Origin of the sequence: Paenibacillus dendritiformis (assembly GCF_021654795.1) — a bacterium.
Taxonomy (GTDB): Bacteria; Bacillota; Bacilli; order Paenibacillales; family Paenibacillaceae; genus Paenibacillus_B.
Window position 1 is genome coordinate 3562052 of record NZ_AP025344.1, and the last position, 17025, is coordinate 3579076.

Consider the following 17025-nt stretch of genomic DNA (forward strand, 5'->3'; position numbering starts at 1 on the left):
GATTCCCCCTTATTCGTTCTTCAGTCCGCGCGCCCGCTTCATGAACGCGTGCAAGGCGTTCATCGCCTCCAGCGGCGTGAGCGAGAGCACGTCGACCTCCCGCAGCTCGGCGATCAGCTCGTCGGCCTGCCGGTTCCGCCGCTGCTCCTCCTTCGCGGGCGGAGCGGCGTGTGCAGTTGGGGCAGCAGAAGCTGCGGATTCCTCCCAGCCGAAGAGCGACAGCTGCTCGACGGCCCCGCTTGCGGCCGTTCCCGCTTCCGCAACCGGCGCCGCAGCCAGCCCCTCAGCCAGGCCCTCCTCTTCTGCCGCCGCCGGCTCGGCCTGCTCCCGCACCCGATCCCGCTGCCGTTCCTGCCGCTCCGGAACCGTACGGCCGTTGTCTCCCGGATCGGGTTCCGCGCCAGTCTCCCGCAGCGCCCCCGTCTCATAGGTTTTCAACAGATCATAGGAGCGGCGGATAATCGAATCCGGCAGCCCGGCCAGCTTCGCGCAGTAGATGCCGTAGCTGGTGCTCGCCGCTCCCGGAATCAGCTTCCGCAGGAAGGTCACCTGATTCCCGCTCTCCTGAACCGCCATGCAGACGTTCCGCAGTCCGCCGAGCCGTTCCTCCAGATGGGCCAGCTCGTGGAAATGGGTCGATACGAGCGCCTTGCAGCCGATCTCGTCGTGGACGAACTCGATCACGGCTTGCGCAATCGACATCCCTTCGCTCGTCGACGTTCCCCGCCCGAGCTCGTCGATAATGACCAGACTCCGGCGCGTCGCCTTCGCGGTCATCACCTGGATATCCATCATCTCCACCATGAACGTGCTCTGGCCGCCGATCAGATCATCCGCGGCGCCGATGCGGGTGAAGATCCGATCGACAATCGGCATGACGGCCCGGTCGGCCGGGACGAAGGAGCCCATCTGGGTCAAAATCGACATCAGCGCGACCTGGCGCATATAGGTGCTCTTCCCGGCCATGTTCGGACCGGTAATGAGAAGCATGCCAGCGGCCTGCTCCTCCAGCGCGGTATCGTTCGCCATGAACGAGCCGCTCTCCATGACCGCTTCCACCACCGGATGACGGCCCCCCTCGATATGCATATCATAACCGTCGGTAACCTCCGGGCGGACGAAGCGGTGCGCCGCGGCGACCGCCGCAAGCGATTGATAGACGTCGATCTCCGCGATCGCCTCGGCCAGCGTCTGCAGCCTCCGGATCTGCTCGCCGATGCGCTGGCGGAGCTGGCTGAACAGCTCATATTCCAGCCCGATCATTTTATCCTCCGCTTCCAGGATGAGCGCTTCCTTCTCCTTCAGCTCCGCCGTAATGAACCGCTCGGCGTTCGCCAAGGTCTGCTTCCGCTCGTAGCGCCCCTCCGGCAGCGCCTGCAGATTCGATCGGGTCACCTCGATATAATATCCGAACACTTTGTTGTAGCCGACCTTCAGCGACTTGATGCCCGTCTCTTCCCGCTCGCGGCGTTCCAGCTCCGCGATCCACTGCTTGCCGTTCACGCTCGCTTCCCGCAGCTTGTCCAAATACGCGTCATAGCCCGCCTTGATAATGCCGCCGTCGCGTACCGACACGGGCGGCTCGTCGACGATGGCCCGAGCGATCCATTCCACGATATCCTGGCAGTCGTCCAGGCCGGACACCCGCTCGCGCAGCGTCGCCGAATCAGTCTCCGCGCAGCACCGCTTCAAGCCGGGCACGCGCTCCAAGGAATGCTTCAGGGCGATCAGATCGCGGCCGTTCGCCGTGCCGAACGCGATCCGGCTCACGAGACGCTCCAGATCGTAGACCTGATGCAGCTGCTCCCGGATATCCTCGCGCCAGATCATATGATGGTACAACGTATCCACCGCTTCGAGCCGCGCCTCGATCGTCCGCCTGTTCATCAGCGGCTTGTCGATCCAGCGGCGCAGCAGCCGGCCTCCCATCGACGTCTGCGTCCGATCGAGCAGCCAGAGCAGGGAGCCTTTCTTCGCCCGCTCGCGCACCGTCTCCGTCAGCTCCAGATTGCGGCGGGTGAACGGATCGAGGACCAGATATTGATCCGGCTCATACGTCCGCACCTGCGTCAATTGGGACAAGGAGCGCTTCTGCGTCTCGGCCAAATACGACATCAGCAGCGCGAGCGCCTGGCGGCGTTCCGGATCGAGCCGCATCCACGCCGCCTCGCCGAATTGCCGCTGGGCGAGCGCCTCGTCCCGCTTCGTCCAAGGGGTGAACAGAACCGGCTTGCTCCACGCCTTCGTCACCGGGCGCGCCTCGTCCAGCACCCGCTCCATGCCGATAATCTCGGTCGGCGCATACACGTTCAGCTCGTCCAGCAGCCACGACTGGCCGGCCGGGGCGGAAGTGGCCGTCACTTCGCCCGTGGACAGATCGCAGGCGGCCAGCGCGTACATGCCTTCATGCTCCGTCAGACAGAGCAAATAATGATTGGCCTTCTCGTCAATCATCTTCCCTTCCATAATCGTGCCCGGGGTAATGATGCGGACGATCTCGCGGCGCACGACCCCTTTCGCGGCCGACGGATCTTCCATCTGCTCGCAGATGGCCACCCGATAGCCCTTCTCGATCAGCCGCTGTATGTAACTGTCGGCGGAATGATACGGAACGCCGCACATCGGGATCCGGTCTTCCGTCCCGCTGCTGCCCCGTCCGGTGAGCGTAATCTCCAGCTCCTTGGCCGCCACAATCGCGTCGTCATTGAACATTTCATAGAAATCGCCGAGGCGGAAAAACAAAATCGCGTCCTCCGCCTGCTGCTTAATCGCCAAATATTGCTCCATCATCGGCGTCATCTTCGCCATTAAACACCCTCCGATACCTGACCTTGAATCGTCCTCATTATATCAAAAAAAGAGCGCGGACTCACGCCTTCGCCAAGCCTTCCTTCCGGATGGCCCATGCGTGGCGGATATCTTCGCGCTCATTCCAGCGCCAGCCCGAATCGATGCGGCGGGCGAAGGAGCGGATAAGGCGCAGCTCCTCCCCGCTTCCCGTTGGCGCTCCGGCCGAGACGGCTTCAAATTCCAGCGCGGCCATCAGTCCCTGCACCGCCGCCCGGGCAACCGGCAGCAGCTCCTCCGCCGGCCGGCCGGCATGATAGGCGCGGATGACCGGATCGCGCAGACTGTCGCGCCGCTTCAAGCGATGCTGGAGCCTGGCGGCCGCGTGCAACAGGGCCAGCACTTCCCGCGCCAGCTCGGGCGAGAACAGGAAGCTGGGGAGCGTCCGGTATTCGAAGCCGCCGGCCCCGCCGTACTCTTGGAGGCGGACGTCGCCGAACGTTCCGTAGCGGGGTCGCCGCGGCGCGCCGGACGGATCCTCCAGCGCCGCGACCGGCAAGGCGACATACGTGTCCAGCACCCGCGCGAACTCGGACGTGAGCGGGAGCCCGCTCAGATGGATATGCCCGCCGAGCGGGAAGCGGCCCAGCGGCAAGCCGCCGGCAAGCCACTCCAGCGCGGCGCCGTCCTCCGACGCTTCGAGACAGAGACGGGCCTCTTCCATCGCGGCGGCGATATGATGCACGAGCTCCTCCGGGCCCGGGGCCGGATCGGGGCGCAGCTCCATCAGCGGGAAGCGCACCCTGCCCCCGATGCGCACCGCATCGCAGCCCGCCCGGCCGCCCCGGGGCAGGTAGCGGCTCGCCGCAATCAGCTTGCGCCGGCGCGCGTCATGCAGCACGAGCTCCGCGTCGAGCCCGATCAGGAGCTTGCCGGGCCGGGCGCGGGCGGATTGCTGTTCGGCGGCCGCCTTGGCCCAGGAAGCGGCATAGCTCTCCAGCACCCATGCCGGCAGCGGCGCCGGAACGGGCTCCACCCGCTCGATGGCGTCGCCGGGACGCGGCTCCTCCAGGACGCCGGCGGGCCCGTCGGTCTCGTCCGCCGCGCGGCGGCAGCGAAGCGTGACCGCTCCCGTGTCGCGGCCGAGCGCATAGACCGCCCGCACCGCCAGCCGGGCCAGCCGCAAATAGGGCGGCCTCGTCCAGCCTTCCAGCGGACGGTAGAAATAGCCGCCCGTCGGCGACTGGAAGCAATGCGCCGCGGCGACCGCCTCAAGCTGGCTGACCCAGAAGCAGACCGTGCGCACGAAGCCGGCGCCGTCCGGGCCGCTCCCCGGCTCCGCGCCCCAGGCGGCCCGGTCGAGCACGGGCAGGCCCCACAGCCGCAGCCGCTCCCGCATCGCTGGCCCGCTCCACCGCCCGGCGTGGCGGTTCAAAATCATCCGCCCGCCGCCTGCGGAGCCAATCCCCGCTGCCGTGTCCGGCTGACGCGCAGCCTCGGGCGCCTGCAGCCAGAGGACATCGACGCCAGGCTGCGCTCCGGCGGCTTCCGGACGCTGCGGCGCGGCGTAACGCCGCCATTGACGGTATCCGGCGGCATGATCGGTGTACAGGCGGACACCGCCGCCCAATTCCAGACGCTGCATCGCCTTGTCCCCCGTTCATCGTGGTGCTCGTGATTGCCGATTGGCGGCAATCCGGCAAATTTTTCAAAAAAAAGGAGGGCTCCCGCCCTCTTCGATGATGCTGCTGCTGCATATGCATAAGTATGAAGTTCAACGGATGAGGGCTTCAGGATGTTATCCGGGATATCTCCGCAGGCGGTGAGGGTCTGCGGACCTAATCACAACTCCTCATCCGTTAAATCCGGATCCAGATCGTCGAACTCTTCGTCCTGGATGCCGAAATCAAAATCCTTGTCTGCGAAATCGTTGCAACCGTTCGGGCAGACGCGCACACATACCTTCGTCTCCGCTACCATCTCTACCGCGAATTCACGCTCCACGCGAATCGTAACCCCTGTCCCGGACGAGGAGACGCTGGCCTCGACGCAGTTCGGCTCCTGGATCGCCTCAGCCGATACCTCTTCCGTCGTGCGGCGATGCTTCGGATCGATATAAGACAATCCGACGAGCTCGACGTAGGATACCGTCTCCTTGGCTACATCCGTCTGGGAGTTGTTGTCGTACGAATACCAGATGTTGATGTCGTACGTGCCGATGACCTCAATTCCATCTCCGGCTCTCACCGATTCATATTGATGGTTGATAATCCAGGCTCCCAAAATACTGGTCGGATGATGAGGCGGAGTGACGGTATGTGTAACGACGGAGAACTTGCGACCTTTGCCGCAAACTGCTTTCGTGATTATCTCACGGCAGTGGTGTTTATCTGAAATTGCCATCGTGTGGACCTCCTCCATACAATCATTCAATAAAGTGTATGCAGGACGTGGGCGAATGTTGAATAGACAGATTTAAATATAGAGAAAAAAGATATATGCTTCGGAATCCGGCTTCTATTCCGAAGCGGCGCGGGCGCTGCGCCTGCGGTCTTTATCATGATGCCGCGCCGGTGATATGCGGCTCGCGGCCGCCGCGCTTCTCCTTGTTGCCGCAAGAGATTCTAGCGATGCGGCATTTCCGGGAGCCGCTGTTTCTATCGCGCCTGCACTTCTTCCGCTACTCCATCTTATTGGCAACACAGCGAACAAGAAAGAGAGAGTCCGTTCCGCACCGTCATACATAGTCTATCTTTATGATGGAAGAGGCTGTCCGCATGCCATCTGGCTGGCCGTTTCAGACGGCCAGTTGTTTTTTTTGCTTGTCCTTTTTCGCGATCTTCAGGAAGCTGTGCAGTTCCCGTATCAGCTGCAGCACCGCGGAGCGCACCTCGAATTCCCGCCGCGTCGCCGGCAGTTCCATCGCCCGGAACAGATCCTCCAGTTCCAGCAGCAGCTGCTCGGTCTTGCCCGTATAGTGCGGCTCCTTCACGTCGCGGCTGAGCTGATCGAACAGCTTGGCCACCAACAGACACTGCGGAAGCTGCTCATATACTTGCGAGATAAGCTGCAGCATATTTTGAACATGGTCAAGCTGCGTCTTGCGCATATAGAAATAGACCAGCCACCGTTCATCCTCCCGCACGTCATCGGAACGAAGCAGCAAATTTTCGAGCGCCCGGGAAGCGAGCCGGATGCCTTCATCCGCCAAAGCGTTCGCCTCGATAATCTCGCGTCCGTCCCATGCGTAAGACGGATCGCGCAGACAGCGGCCAATCTGCTGAAAAATGCGGGAGAAGCGCTCATCGACATCGCTTCGGATGCGAACGAGCTTGTCCTCCTCGCTCGGCATATAAATGAGATTGACCAGAGAAGCGGAGCCGAGGCCGACGAGCAGCAGCAAGACTTCATTGAGCACCCCTTGCAGCGATACAGCGCCGGCGCCATAAATATGGAAGGTGACGACCGAGCTCGTGACAATGCCTTCCTTGAAATTGAGCCGCACGATGACCGGAAAAGCCACCAATATGTATAAAGCCAGCACCCAAAGATGAAAGCCGAGCAGGCCGAACAGAAGCGACGCCATAAGCAGTCCGACGAGCGAGGCGAAAAAGCGGGCCGAGACGGTCTGGATGCTCCGCTTCCGCGTGACATCGACCCCCAATATAGCCAACAGGCCCGCGCCGAGCGGGTTGGGACTTCCCAGCAGCCCCGCTGCAATGATCGCGCAGATCGAAGCGATTGCCGTCTTGATGACACGAATGCCGACAAATCGGAAAATCATAGAATTGCTCCTTGCTGTAGAGGGATTGTGTAGACTTTTATTATAATCCACAATCCCCTTGCACACCAAACATTTTGCGGCAGCCGGCTTCCCTGCCGGAGAGGGCGGCAGCGTGTTCCCTGCCGGAGAGGGCGGCAGCGTGTTCCGGGCTCGCCTGCCGCCCTGCGGCTTACGATCGCTTCAACCATGCCCGCTCCAGATAGGCGACTCCCTGGTACATCAAGGTCGCGACGACCGCAATAATGACGAGGGATGCCATGACCAGCGTGAAATTGAACACCTGGAAGCCATAAATAATCAAATAGCCAAGCCCGATCTTGGAGACAAGAAATTCACCGACGATAACGCCGACCCAGGCCAAGCCGACATTCACCTTCAGCGTCGAGACGATCGCCGGGAAGGAGGCCGGCAGGATAACTTTGCGGAAAATGACGCTTTTGCCTCCGCCGAACACACGTACGACCTTAACATAATTCGGGTCGACCTCCCGGAAGCTGTTGAATACCACGATCGTCGTGATGATGACCGTGATCGATAACGTCGTGGCGACGATGGCCGCGAAGCCGGCTCCGAAGCCGACGATGAAGAGCGGACCGAGCGCCACCTTCGGCATGCTGTTGAACACGACCATGTACGGATCCAGCACCCGCGCCAGGAAGTCCGACCACCAGATGAAGACCGCCAGCAGCGTGCCGAGCAGCGTCCCCAGCACAAATCCGGCCACCGTCTCCCCGACCGTCATCCCAAGATGCGGCCAGATCGATCCGTCGGCAAAGTCCTTCACGATTTGCTGCCATACTTTGCTTGGATAACTGAACAGCAGCACATCGATCCATTTCAGGCGGCCGGCCAGCTCCCACAGCCCGACGCAAGCGATGAGGATGGCAACTTGGGTTAGCGACACGATCCAGGCCCTCTTCCGCCTTGAGGCCCGATAGCGCGAATACGTCTGTTCCAGCAGCCGGCGGGATTCCTCCGCCCCGCTGTTCGCGTCAGTTTGGCCCACCATGTTCGCCCTCCTTTCCGTCCGAAGCCTCCAGCTCTTTCCACAGCTCGTGGAACATCCCGTTGAAGCCGGGCCGCTCTCTGGCATAGAAGGGCTGCGCCTCCCGTATCGCATCCGGGATGGCGAAGGCCTTGCGCAGGGTGCCGGGATCGCGGTTGAGCACGATCACCCGATCGCTCACCGCGATGGCCTCCGACAGATCGTGCGTCACCAGCACGGCGGTCTTCCGCCGGGCCTTCAATGTATCGACGACCAGATCCTCCAGCTGCAGCTTCGTCTGATAGTCGAGCGCGGAGAACGGTTCATCCAGCAAGAGCAGCTCGGGCGAGGTCGCCAGCGTCCGCACTAACGCGACCCGCTGCCGCATGCCGCCGGACAGCTGATGCGGATACAAGGCTTCCGTGCCGCCCAGCCCCATCCCGTTCAGCAAATCCCGCACCCGCTCCTCGGATTCCCGGTTCCACTGCTTCGTCAATTCCAGGCCGAGGCTCGCATTTTCCAAAATCGTGCGCCATGGATATAAATAGTCGCTCTGCAGCATATAACCGACCCGCGGCGAAGGCCCGGCGACCGCATCGCCATAGACGCGGACGCTGCCGTGCGTCGGCTCCAGCAGCCCTGCGATAATGGAGAGGATCGTCGTCTTGCCGCAGCCGCTCGGGCCGACCAGACTGACGAATTCCCCCGGCATAATCGTGACGGACAGCCGCTCGATTGCAAGCTTCGCTTCGCGTTCCGTCACATAGACATGGGTAACTTGAGACATTTCTACCGCTGGGATCACGCGTCCGCCTCCTTCTATTTCTTCCGCCGCCTACTTCACCTGCCGCTTGGCTTCCTCCGCAAATTCATTACTGACGATCCGGCCGTGCTCGATCCGCTCCTTCAATTCGCCGGCCGAATCCAGCACATCGAGCAGATTGCTCCATTCCTTGTCGTCCAGAACCGGATCGGATGCGTAAGAGCCCTGTTCCTTATACCGCTTCACCGAGCTGGCGACGATCTCCCGATCCGTATCCTTGAAGAACGGCATCAGCACATCGGCGATCGCTTCCGGCGATTCCGACTCCACCCACTTTTGCGCCTTATAGACCGCGTTGGTGAACTTCTGAACCGTTTCCTTGTTCTTCGTCAGGTAGCTTTGCTTCGCCATGAAGACCGTATACGGGAGCAATCCGCTCTCCACGCCGAACGAAGCGACGACCGCCCCTTTGCCTTCCTTCTCGAAAATGGACGCCTGCGGCTCGAACAGCTGCACGTACTCGCCCGTGCCCGAAGCGAATGCGGAAGCGACATTGGCAAAATCAATATTTTGAATCAACTCCAGATCGCCGTGCGGATCGATGCCGTGCTTTTTCAGCGTGAACTCGCCGGCCATTTGCGGCATCCCGCCTTTACGCTGTCCTAGAAATACCTTGCCCTTCAGATCATCCCAAGCGAATGCGCCGTCGGACTGGCGAGCCATCAGGAAGGTGCCGTCCGTCTGGGTAAGCTGCGCGAAGTTGATGACCGGATCCTCCGATCCCTGCTGCGCGACATAGACCGACGTCTCCGAGCCGACCAGCGCGACATCGATCGCCCCGGAGAGCAGCGCCGTCATCGTCTTGTCCCCGCCGAACGTCGTCTGGAGCTCCACCTCCAATCCCTCTTCCTCGAAAAACCCTTTGCCTATCGCGACATACTCGGGCGCATAAAAGATCGACCGGGTCACTTCCCCGACCTTCACCTTCACTTGGGCGCCTTTGTCTCCGCACGCCCCCAGCACTGCCGAGCACAGCAGCAGCACGGCGAGCACGGTGAAGCCTAACCGTCTACGCTTCATCGAATAACCCTCCTCTGCGGGAAAAATAAAAACCGTTGCTCCGCTCCTGCTCCCGCTGTCCTTCCAGCCGCGCCGGCCCGGCCCTGGAGATCATGTTCACGGATATTGCATCGTATGCAGGCGGCGAAAAAATGGTTATTCGCACAGCGCGAAGAAGCCGCATCCTTCCCTTCCGGGGCGACGCGGCTTCTCCTCGATTCATCTTTATACGCGTTTACAGGCTGTAGACATCCTTCATTTTGGCGGTCAAGTAATCGACCAAGTATTGCGGGTTCAGCATTTCCCCCGTCACCTGCATCACAATTTCGGCAGGCGTAAGCAGCTTGCCATGCTGATATATCCGCTCGGTAAGCCACTCCTTAATCGCCAGCAGCTCGCCGCGGGCGATACGGTTATCCACGTCCGGCATGCCCTGACGCAGCGCATGCATGAACTGAGCCGCATACATATTGCCGAGCGAGTAAGACGGGAAGTAGCCGAAGCCGCCGCCCGACCAATGGACATCCTGAAGCACGCCTTCTCCCGCATGCTTCGGACGGACGCCGAGATAGGACTCATATTTTTCGTTCCATACATCCGGAAGATCGTCCACGGACAAGCCTTCATTGAACAGCATCTTCTCGATTTCATAGCGGATTATGATATGTAGGTTATAGGTGACCTCGTCCGCTTCAATGCGTATCAGCGACGGCTCCACCCGGTTCACCGCCCGGTACACCATCTCGCCGGTCACCTTTCCGAGCTGGGACGGGAAGGCTTGCTGCACCTGTCCGTAATATCTCGACCAGAAGGAGCGGCTCCGTCCGATCAGGTTCTCCCAGAAGCGCGACTGGGATTCATGGATCCCCATCGAGGTGCCGGACGCAAGCGGAGTGCCCGCATATTTGGCGCTAATATTTTGCTCGTACAGCGCATGACCGCCTTCGTGAAGCGAGCTGAAGATGGCGTCCGCCATATCATGCGTCTTGTAATGCGTCGTAATCCGCACATCGCCCGGGTTAAGCCCGATCGCGAACGGATGAACGCTCTCGTCGAGACGGCCGGCGTCGAAATCGTAGCCAATCTCCTTCAGCAGGAATTGGCTGACTGCCTTTTGCCCTTCAATCGGGAATTCCTGGTACAGGAATTCGGCCGGCGGCTGGTTGCCCGAGGCCTGGACCGACTGCACGAGCGGTACGAGTTGATCGCGGAGCTGCCCGAATATCGAGTCGAGCTTCGCGACGGTCATGTCCGGCTCATAAGCGTCCAACAGCGTATCATAGCGCGTATCCCGCACGCCCCAGTAATCGATGAATTGCTGCGTCTTCGCCACGATGTCCCGCAAGTACGGCTTGAACGACTCGTAATCTCCGTTCTTCTTCGCGTCCTCCCACAGCGTCTCGGCATGAGAGGTCAGCACGACATACTCTTGATGAAGCTTCGGCGGGATCAGCCGGCTGCGGTTATATTCCTTGCGGGCGTCCTTCACCATTTTGCGATCCGCTTGACTCAGCGAATCGAATACGCCGGGCTGCTCCAATTCGTCCAGACATTGCCCCATCTCCGGAGAGACGGACAGCGAGAACAGGTCCGCCGACAGCGAACCGATGGCATGGGCCCGCTGCTCCGCCCCTTTGCGCGGGGCGCCTGTCCGCAGATCCCATTGCATCAGGCCCAGCGCTTCCTCATAACTTTTCATTTTCGTCAACATATCGCGAAATTTCTGCAATACCGGCTGTTCATTTGTGCTCATACGAGAACTCACCTCATTTTTCTTGAATCTTCGGGCGATCCTGATGTCCGTGTTCGCTCACCTCTTGATGATACGTGGTGTTCAGGATATAATCAACTTTCAAAAGCGGCAGTCGCGCTGAGGCTCTGGAGAGGAGTTGAGAGAATGTCAGTCAGCATCGAAGTCACGCCGGTAGCGGCCGAAGCGTTGAGACGGAAGCTGGACGGGCCGTCCGGCGAAGCAGGATATGTCAAGCTCATCTATGATACAGACGGATGCGGGTGCGCGGTGAACGGGGTTCCCGCCCTATGGCTGGTCAAGGAACGGAGCGCCTTTGACGAGGAACTGCCGAACAACGCAAGCCTGCCCATGCTGATCGACCGCCACCAGACCGTGTTTTATGAAGAGCGCATGAAGCTCGATGCCGGCGCGGTTCCCGGCTCCTTCGTGCTCAGCAGTCCGCAGCAGATTTATTCGACACATGTCGTCTGTTCGGATCGCCGCCAGGCTTCCGAGGCAGCTTCTGAGGAGGAATAACGATGAAGAACAACATGGAATCCATTTTGGAATTCAACAAGGAATTCGTGGACAAGCGGGAGTACGAGCAATTTTTGACGAACAAGTTCCCGGACAAAAAGATGGCCATTATCACCTGCATGGACACCCGGCTCGTCGAGCTGCTCCCCCGGGCGATGAATCTGCGCAACGGAGACGCCAAAATCATTAAAAACGCGGGCGCCATTATTTCTCAGCCGTTCGGCAGCGTTGTGCGCAGCGTGCTCGTCGCCATCTATGAGCTGGGAGCGAACGAAGTCGTCGTCGTCGGCCATTATGGATGCGGCATGACCGGGCTCAATTCCGAGGGTATTATCGAGAAGGCGAAGGCAAGAGGAGTTCAGGATGTCGTCCTGGACACGCTCACCAATTCGGGCATCAAGCTGCACCATTGGCTGCGCGGCTTCGACGACGTCCACGAAGGCGTGCTGAACAGCGTGCGCATTTTGCGCAAGCACCCGCTGCTGCCGAACGATATCCCGGTGCATGGCATGGTTATACATCCGGATACCGGCGCGCTGGAATGGATAGCGGACGGATACCGTTACCTGGAGGATCTCCAATCCGATCCGGGACTGGCGGACAAAGAGACGCATACCCCTTCGGCCACCCGTTGATCTAACGGCGAAAGCTCCTGGCACAGAACATTCGGTTCTGCGCCAGGAGCTTTCGTGGTTATTGGCATATAACGCGGAAGGAACGCTCCAGCTCGGCGACATCCATCTGCTCGCCGATCATGACGATGACATCCTCCACTTCGCCCTGCGGCGTAATAGGGACGAACTCGGTCGCCCGGTAGGCGTACTGGAACATATAGCGCTTCGTCGTATCGGTGAAGGTGACGATTCCCTTCGCCCGGTATACGTTCGAGGGCTGTCCGAGCAGCCACCGCTCGAACCGCTCGCTATCGACCGCTCGCGGAATGGCGCGCGTCCATACGGTAACCTTGTCGTGCGCGTGAGGCCCTGAAGCGCAGCCAGGCTTCCGCTCTTGCCCGGCGGGAGAAGCGCCCGTCCGAATCGCGTCCAGCCAACGCGAACGGTCGATGGCTGCCCGCTCGGTGACGAGCAAGCCGGCCTCGGCATTCCACGTGCGAAGATGGCGCTGCACCGCTTCCAGCTGCGCCTCATTCACCCGGTCGGCCTTGTTCACGAGGATAAGCTGAGCCGCCCGGACTTGCTCCTGCAGCAGATTCATCAGCTTCCGGTTCGGCGTGTCCCCTTCCAGGAGCGCGGCCAGATGAGCTGCATCGGCCAAGGTCACAATATGATTCAATACGACACCGGAGTAAAGCGATATCTCCGTAATCGAGTCGACCAGCTCCATCGGCTGGGCGATGCCGGTGCATTCCACATAGATGATGTCGGGACGTTCGGACTGAACCAGCTCGTACAGCTTGAGGCTGAAGTCGCCCCGCATGGAGCAGCAGATGCATCCGTTCAGCAGTTCCGTCATAGCCACATCCTCGGGCAGCAGCTTCCCGTCAAGATTCACCTCGCCCACCTCGTTCATGACGACCGCGGGCTTCATGCCGGCCTCAAGGCTCCACTGCAGCCATTGCTGAAGGAGCGTCGTCTTGCCGCTTCCGAGGAAGCCGGCCAGGATGACGACGGGAATTTTTGGCCTGTTGTCTGATATTTTGTTCGTCATTACGTACTCTACCCCATTTCCACTTGCCTGAACTCGCAGCAACCGCATTGCGGGTTGATGACGATAAAGCTTGCATCTATGTAATCAATTACATATAATGGAATATGAAATGGTCTGTGCGAATCCGCCCGGAGGCGGGATGCAGACCCATTCCTGTATTGGAGGTTACCCCCGTGCTTAATACATTATCTTACGGACTACTCGGACTTCTTGCAAGCGAGTCTTGCTCCGGTTATGATCTGATGCTTCGCATCCAGCCGTTCTGGCAGGCGAAGCACAGCCAGATCTACCCGCTGCTGGCCAAGCTGGAGCGGGAAGGTTACGTGCAATATGTGCGCATTGAACAGAAGGACAAGCCGGATAAGAAGGTCTATTCGCTGACGGAACAGGGGAAGCAGGCGGTATTGGACTGGTTGGGCGAGCCGCCGGCGGAGCAGTTGTCCCGCGACGAGCTCAGCCTGAAGGCCAAGTGCATCTGGATGATTGACCGCGAACTCGCCATCCCGTTGTTCTTGACGCGCAAGAAGCAGCTGGAGACGAAGATCGCATACCATGAAAAGCTGCTGCAGCGCATACCCGAGGACGAACGCCATGTCCGCTCCAAAAAGTTCGGAAGCTACATTTTGCTGCACCGCGCGATCTCGCTCGCGACGGCCCAGATCGAATGGTGCCGCTGGGTCGTCCGCATGCTGGAGGAAGAAGACTCGACCTCCTGAATGGAACGGATGCGGACTGAGGCGCCTCTCCCGGCGGAACGGGAGCTTACGTATGCCCCTGCTTCCGGTTCCGCCCCTTCAGGCGCTGGGCTTCCCTTCGCGCTTCCATGACCGGCTCGCGGTCCCTCAGCTTATGGCGGTGAAGAATGCTCTCGTCTTGCTCGCTGCCCGTGCTGCACCACGGCCAGCCCCGGGCGAGACAACGGGCCTCGCAGAGAGCCGCCAGCCCGGGATCGGCAAGGGGGAAGTTCCACTCGGCATATGTCCTGTCCCGAAGACCCCCATGACGATATGCCTCCACCCGCTCCGTCAATTGAGAGACAAGCTCCTTCCCATTGATCCCCAGCTCCGCCCATGCAACCGATGGAGCGTGGGCCAGCGCGCTGCGCAGCATTTTGCCGGCCCCCGCCAGATTGCCTCTGCGCTCATGGTACAAGCCGACCGCGATCTGGACGAGCGTCAGCCACCAGACTTTGCGTTCGGCCGATGACTCCGCCTTCCATTGTTCCTCCATAATCTCGTGGCATTCGAACCAATCCCTTGTGCCGTGGAATTCCAGCATATATTCGATGTACGCGGTCGGATACTCCATTCGGCTCCCCCTCTCATCTATCCGGATTCGGCAATCCCGCGAAGCGCGGATGGTAAACCGTAACAAATCCACCTCAACCGTCCGTTTTTTTATGATTTGCAGCACAGACAATTTCATTGTAGCAAGTTCAATATTTTTTTGAAACCTCTTTCGGGACGGCCCGTATTAGTATCGGATACATCTATTCTACTGGAGGAGGCAGTTCATGCGTAAATGGATTATCGTGATGATGGCGTTCCTGCTCGTGTTTGCGGTGACAACGCCATCGCTGGTGGATGCCAAGCGGGGGGGATCATTCCGTTCGGGCGTGAAGAAGTATCAACCCGCTCCGAAGAAGGCGGAGACGAACAACCAGGTGAATCGTTCGGACTCGACCGGCAATACCAAGACAACCGGCACGAATACGACCGCGAACCGAGGATTTTTCAGCGGCGGCAGCTTCATGAAGGGCCTGATGATCGGCGGATTGGCCGGTATGCTGTTCGGAGGATTGTTCGGCAACATGGGCTTCTTCGGAGAAATTTTGGGATTGCTGGTGAATCTCATGGCGCTCTTCGCCCTGTTCATGCTCGTCGTCATGGTCTTCCGCAAATTCAAGGATCGGCGCAAGCCGCCGCGGCCGGAAAGCGGGCGGTGGGACTAAATGCAGCTTCGCATCAGCATGGATGAGATCGTGAATGCCGTGTGCTTGCACCTGGCGATGCGCAGACAGGTTCAACCGACGGATATTGAAGTCGAGCTCTGTTGGGATGAGGAACACGGATTCACCGCCGAGGTGTGGGTGAACGGCCGGCATCAATACTTGGTCGAGACGAACCTGCTGGAAGCGATCGAGCAATACGTCTACAAGGAATACGGGCAGCGTGCCTTCCGGCACCAGATTCGCCTGGAAGTAGATGATGAGATCTGGGCTCAAGTCGATACCAGCCTATAATTGTTGCGGACAGGGAGGGCAGCCCGAGCTTGCCTTCCCTGCCCTGGCATCACATTCATACATGCAGGCGGCAGACAGAAAAACGAATACGTTTTTCACGTTTCGCCGTTTTTTTTCATTATTTTCTGCCTCCATTTCATGCCTTGCGTAACATTTTTTTTCGATTTGTAACAACATTGTCTTATGATTTTAATGTTCATTTAATGTTCCTTTCGTAGAATGACTATAACGGAAATAATCAGAAGTTGAAGGAGGTCCGTTACTATGAAAACTGTCTATATCGATTTTCAGGAGCGTAAAATTCCCGTGTTTTGCACAAATATATCGCACAAAAATACATTCACGCTGCTAATGGAAGCATTGAACACGAAGGTGCGTACAGGCAAGAAAGCCATCAAGACCTGCCTCGAATCCTTGATCAGCATCGAGATCATCGGGTCGGAGGCGATCCTGCACTCCAAGCGGGAGATGGACTCGCTCGCGCTGTCACTGTATTGAGTCGGCTTGGACATGTCCTCCGCCTCGAATCGAATAGGGAACTTCGCCTGAACCTGAACGCGGCGTCTGTCCTTACATCGGACAGGCGCCGTTTTATGTCGGAACGCCCCTATCCTGCTTGGGGCGCGTGCAAGAGGCCACTCTCATTCACTTCCTCCTATGAAAACCCAGGTATAGATTGTCATCATCTGACAACATTCGCTATAATGGGAAGAAGAGCGGAGGGGATGACCGGTAATGAAGGACGTACGGATATTAATCGTTGATGACGAATGGGAAATCACCGAGCTTATCTCGTTGTATTTGAGGCGTGAAGGGTATCAGGTCTTCGTGGCGGATAACGGATATTCTGCCTTGCACATGGTCAAGGAGACCAATCCGGATCTCATCATTCTCGATATTTTGCTGAAGTCGCTGGATGGCTACGAAGTGTGCAAGGAAATACGCAAAACATCCTCCGTCCCGATCCTGTTTATCAGCTGCAAAAGCGAGGACATGGATATTATTATGGGTCTGACTGTAGGCGGCGATGATTATATCACGAAGCCGTTCAGCCCCGGCCAGCTGGTGGCCAGAGTCAAGGCTCACTTGCGCAGAACGCAGCAGTCCTATTCGATCCTGCCTGCACCATCTGCTCACCACTTGCAATATGGCGAACTAGAGATCAATCTGCTCAGCCACGACGTGAAGGTCGGCGGCAGGACCGTCTCGCTGTCTGCGAAGGAATTCGATCTGTTGACCTATCTCGCCAAATCCCCGAACAAAGTATTCAAGCTCGAACAGCTGTATCAGCATATATGGAATTCCGAGAGCTTCGGCGACACGCGCACGCTGATGGTGCACATTAGCAATCTGAGGAAAAAAATCGAGCGCGATCCCGCCCACCCCCGTTATATCGTCACCGTTCGAGGCGTAGGCTACAAGTTTCAATATGAGTAAGACCGGCGCGACTGCCCGTATGAAGCCAATG

18 protein-coding genes are annotated in these 17025 nt (G+C 59.1%); 8 read left to right on the forward strand and 10 right to left on the reverse strand.

Going from position 1 to position 17025, the window contains the following annotated elements:
* Positions 1-9: 9 nt before the first annotated feature.
* Entirely contained in the window at positions 10-2808 is a 2799-nt protein-coding gene (gene mutS, locus L6439_RS15675) for a DNA mismatch repair protein MutS (protein ID WP_213468279.1), read from the reverse strand.
* Positions 2809-2869: 61 nt separating this feature from the next.
* Complete coding sequence (locus tag L6439_RS15680) at positions 2870-4093, reverse strand: putative amidoligase domain-containing protein (protein ID WP_237096499.1); 1224 nt, start codon at positions 4091-4093, stop codon at positions 2870-2872.
* A gap of 117 nt (positions 4094-4210) precedes the next feature.
* Between L6439_RS15680 and L6439_RS15685 the strand changes: the two genes are divergently transcribed.
* Positions 4211-4465, forward strand: a complete 255-nt coding sequence (locus L6439_RS15685) for a hypothetical protein (RefSeq protein WP_237096500.1) — start codon at positions 4211-4213, stop codon at positions 4463-4465.
* A 164-nt stretch (positions 4466-4629) separates the two neighbouring features.
* Here the strand turns inward: L6439_RS15685 and L6439_RS15690 are convergent, their stop codons facing one another.
* The 6 genes from L6439_RS15690 to L6439_RS15715 all read right to left on the reverse strand — a co-directional run bounded on the left by L6439_RS15690 (position 4630) and on the right by L6439_RS15715 (position 11131).
* The gene (locus tag L6439_RS15690; RefSeq protein ID WP_213468277.1) at positions 4630-5190 is read right to left on the reverse strand and encodes an outer spore coat protein CotE; all 561 of its coding nucleotides are present in this window, start codon (positions 5188-5190) and stop codon (positions 4630-4632) included.
* Positions 5191-5584: 394 nt separating this feature from the next.
* Positions 5585-6571 (reverse strand): aromatic acid exporter family protein, encoded by a 987-nt coding sequence (locus L6439_RS15695; RefSeq protein ID WP_168179369.1) that lies wholly within the window; start codon positions 6569-6571, stop codon positions 5585-5587.
* A gap of 169 nt (positions 6572-6740) precedes the next feature.
* On the reverse strand, positions 6741-7580 hold the full coding sequence (locus L6439_RS15700; protein WP_213468276.1) for an ABC transporter permease: 840 nt from the start codon (positions 7578-7580) through the stop codon (positions 6741-6743).
* A complete protein-coding gene (locus tag L6439_RS15705) occupies positions 7564-8361 on the reverse strand; it encodes an ABC transporter ATP-binding protein (protein WP_213468275.1) in 798 nt (265 codons plus the stop codon). Before L6439_RS15705 ends, L6439_RS15700 begins: the two co-directional genes overlap by 17 nt.
* A 30-nt stretch (positions 8362-8391) precedes the next feature.
* On the reverse strand, positions 8392-9399 hold the full coding sequence (locus L6439_RS15710; protein ID WP_168179367.1) for an ABC transporter substrate-binding protein: 1008 nt from the start codon (positions 9397-9399) through the stop codon (positions 8392-8394).
* 214 nt (positions 9400-9613) lie between these two features.
* The gene (locus tag L6439_RS15715; protein WP_213468274.1) at positions 9614-11131 is read right to left on the reverse strand and encodes a carboxypeptidase M32; all 1518 of its coding nucleotides are present in this window, start codon (positions 11129-11131) and stop codon (positions 9614-9616) included.
* Between the two features lie 144 nt (positions 11132-11275).
* On the opposite strand from L6439_RS15715, the gene L6439_RS15720 reads away from it, so the two are divergent.
* Positions 11276-11647, forward strand: coding sequence for an iron-sulfur cluster biosynthesis family protein (locus L6439_RS15720; protein WP_168179365.1), 372 nt, complete (start codon positions 11276-11278; stop codon positions 11645-11647).
* A 2-nt stretch (positions 11648-11649) separates the two neighbouring features.
* Positions 11650-12282, forward strand: coding sequence for a beta-class carbonic anhydrase (locus L6439_RS15725; protein WP_168179364.1), 633 nt, complete (start codon positions 11650-11652; stop codon positions 12280-12282).
* Between the two features lie 58 nt (positions 12283-12340).
* Here L6439_RS15725 and L6439_RS15730 read toward each other — a convergent pair whose 3' ends face one another.
* On the reverse strand, positions 12341-13315 hold the full coding sequence (locus L6439_RS15730) for a CobW family GTP-binding protein (protein ID WP_213468273.1): 975 nt from the start codon (positions 13313-13315) through the stop codon (positions 12341-12343).
* A gap of 173 nt (positions 13316-13488) precedes the next feature.
* Here L6439_RS15730 and L6439_RS15735 point away from each other — a divergent pair, with 173 nt between their 5' ends.
* The gene (locus L6439_RS15735) at positions 13489-14031 is read left to right on the forward strand and encodes a PadR family transcriptional regulator (RefSeq protein WP_168179362.1); all 543 of its coding nucleotides are present in this window, start codon (positions 13489-13491) and stop codon (positions 14029-14031) included.
* Positions 14032-14077: 46 nt separating this feature from the next.
* Here L6439_RS15735 and L6439_RS15740 read toward each other — a convergent pair whose 3' ends face one another.
* Positions 14078-14623, reverse strand: coding sequence for a DUF309 domain-containing protein (locus L6439_RS15740; RefSeq protein WP_213468272.1), 546 nt, complete (start codon positions 14621-14623; stop codon positions 14078-14080).
* Between the two features lie 205 nt (positions 14624-14828).
* Here L6439_RS15740 and L6439_RS15745 point away from each other — a divergent pair, with 205 nt between their 5' ends.
* The 4 genes from L6439_RS15745 (at position 14829) to L6439_RS15760 (ending at position 16994) form a co-directional block, all read left to right on the forward strand.
* The gene (locus L6439_RS15745; protein ID WP_168179360.1) at positions 14829-15266 is read left to right on the forward strand and encodes a hypothetical protein; all 438 of its coding nucleotides are present in this window, start codon (positions 14829-14831) and stop codon (positions 15264-15266) included.
* Positions 15267-15557: a YxcD family protein gene (locus L6439_RS15750; RefSeq protein WP_168179359.1), complete on the forward strand. Its 291-nt coding sequence runs from the start codon at positions 15267-15269 to the stop codon at positions 15555-15557. It begins immediately after the preceding gene.
* 264 nt (positions 15558-15821) lie between these two features.
* Positions 15822-16055 (forward strand): 3-dehydroquinate dehydratase, encoded by a 234-nt coding sequence (locus L6439_RS15755; RefSeq protein WP_168179358.1) that lies wholly within the window; start codon positions 15822-15824, stop codon positions 16053-16055.
* Positions 16056-16292: 237 nt separating this feature from the next.
* Positions 16293-16994, forward strand: a complete 702-nt coding sequence (locus L6439_RS15760; RefSeq protein ID WP_168179357.1) for a response regulator transcription factor — start codon at positions 16293-16295, stop codon at positions 16992-16994.
* Positions 16995-17025: the final 31 nt, after the last annotated feature.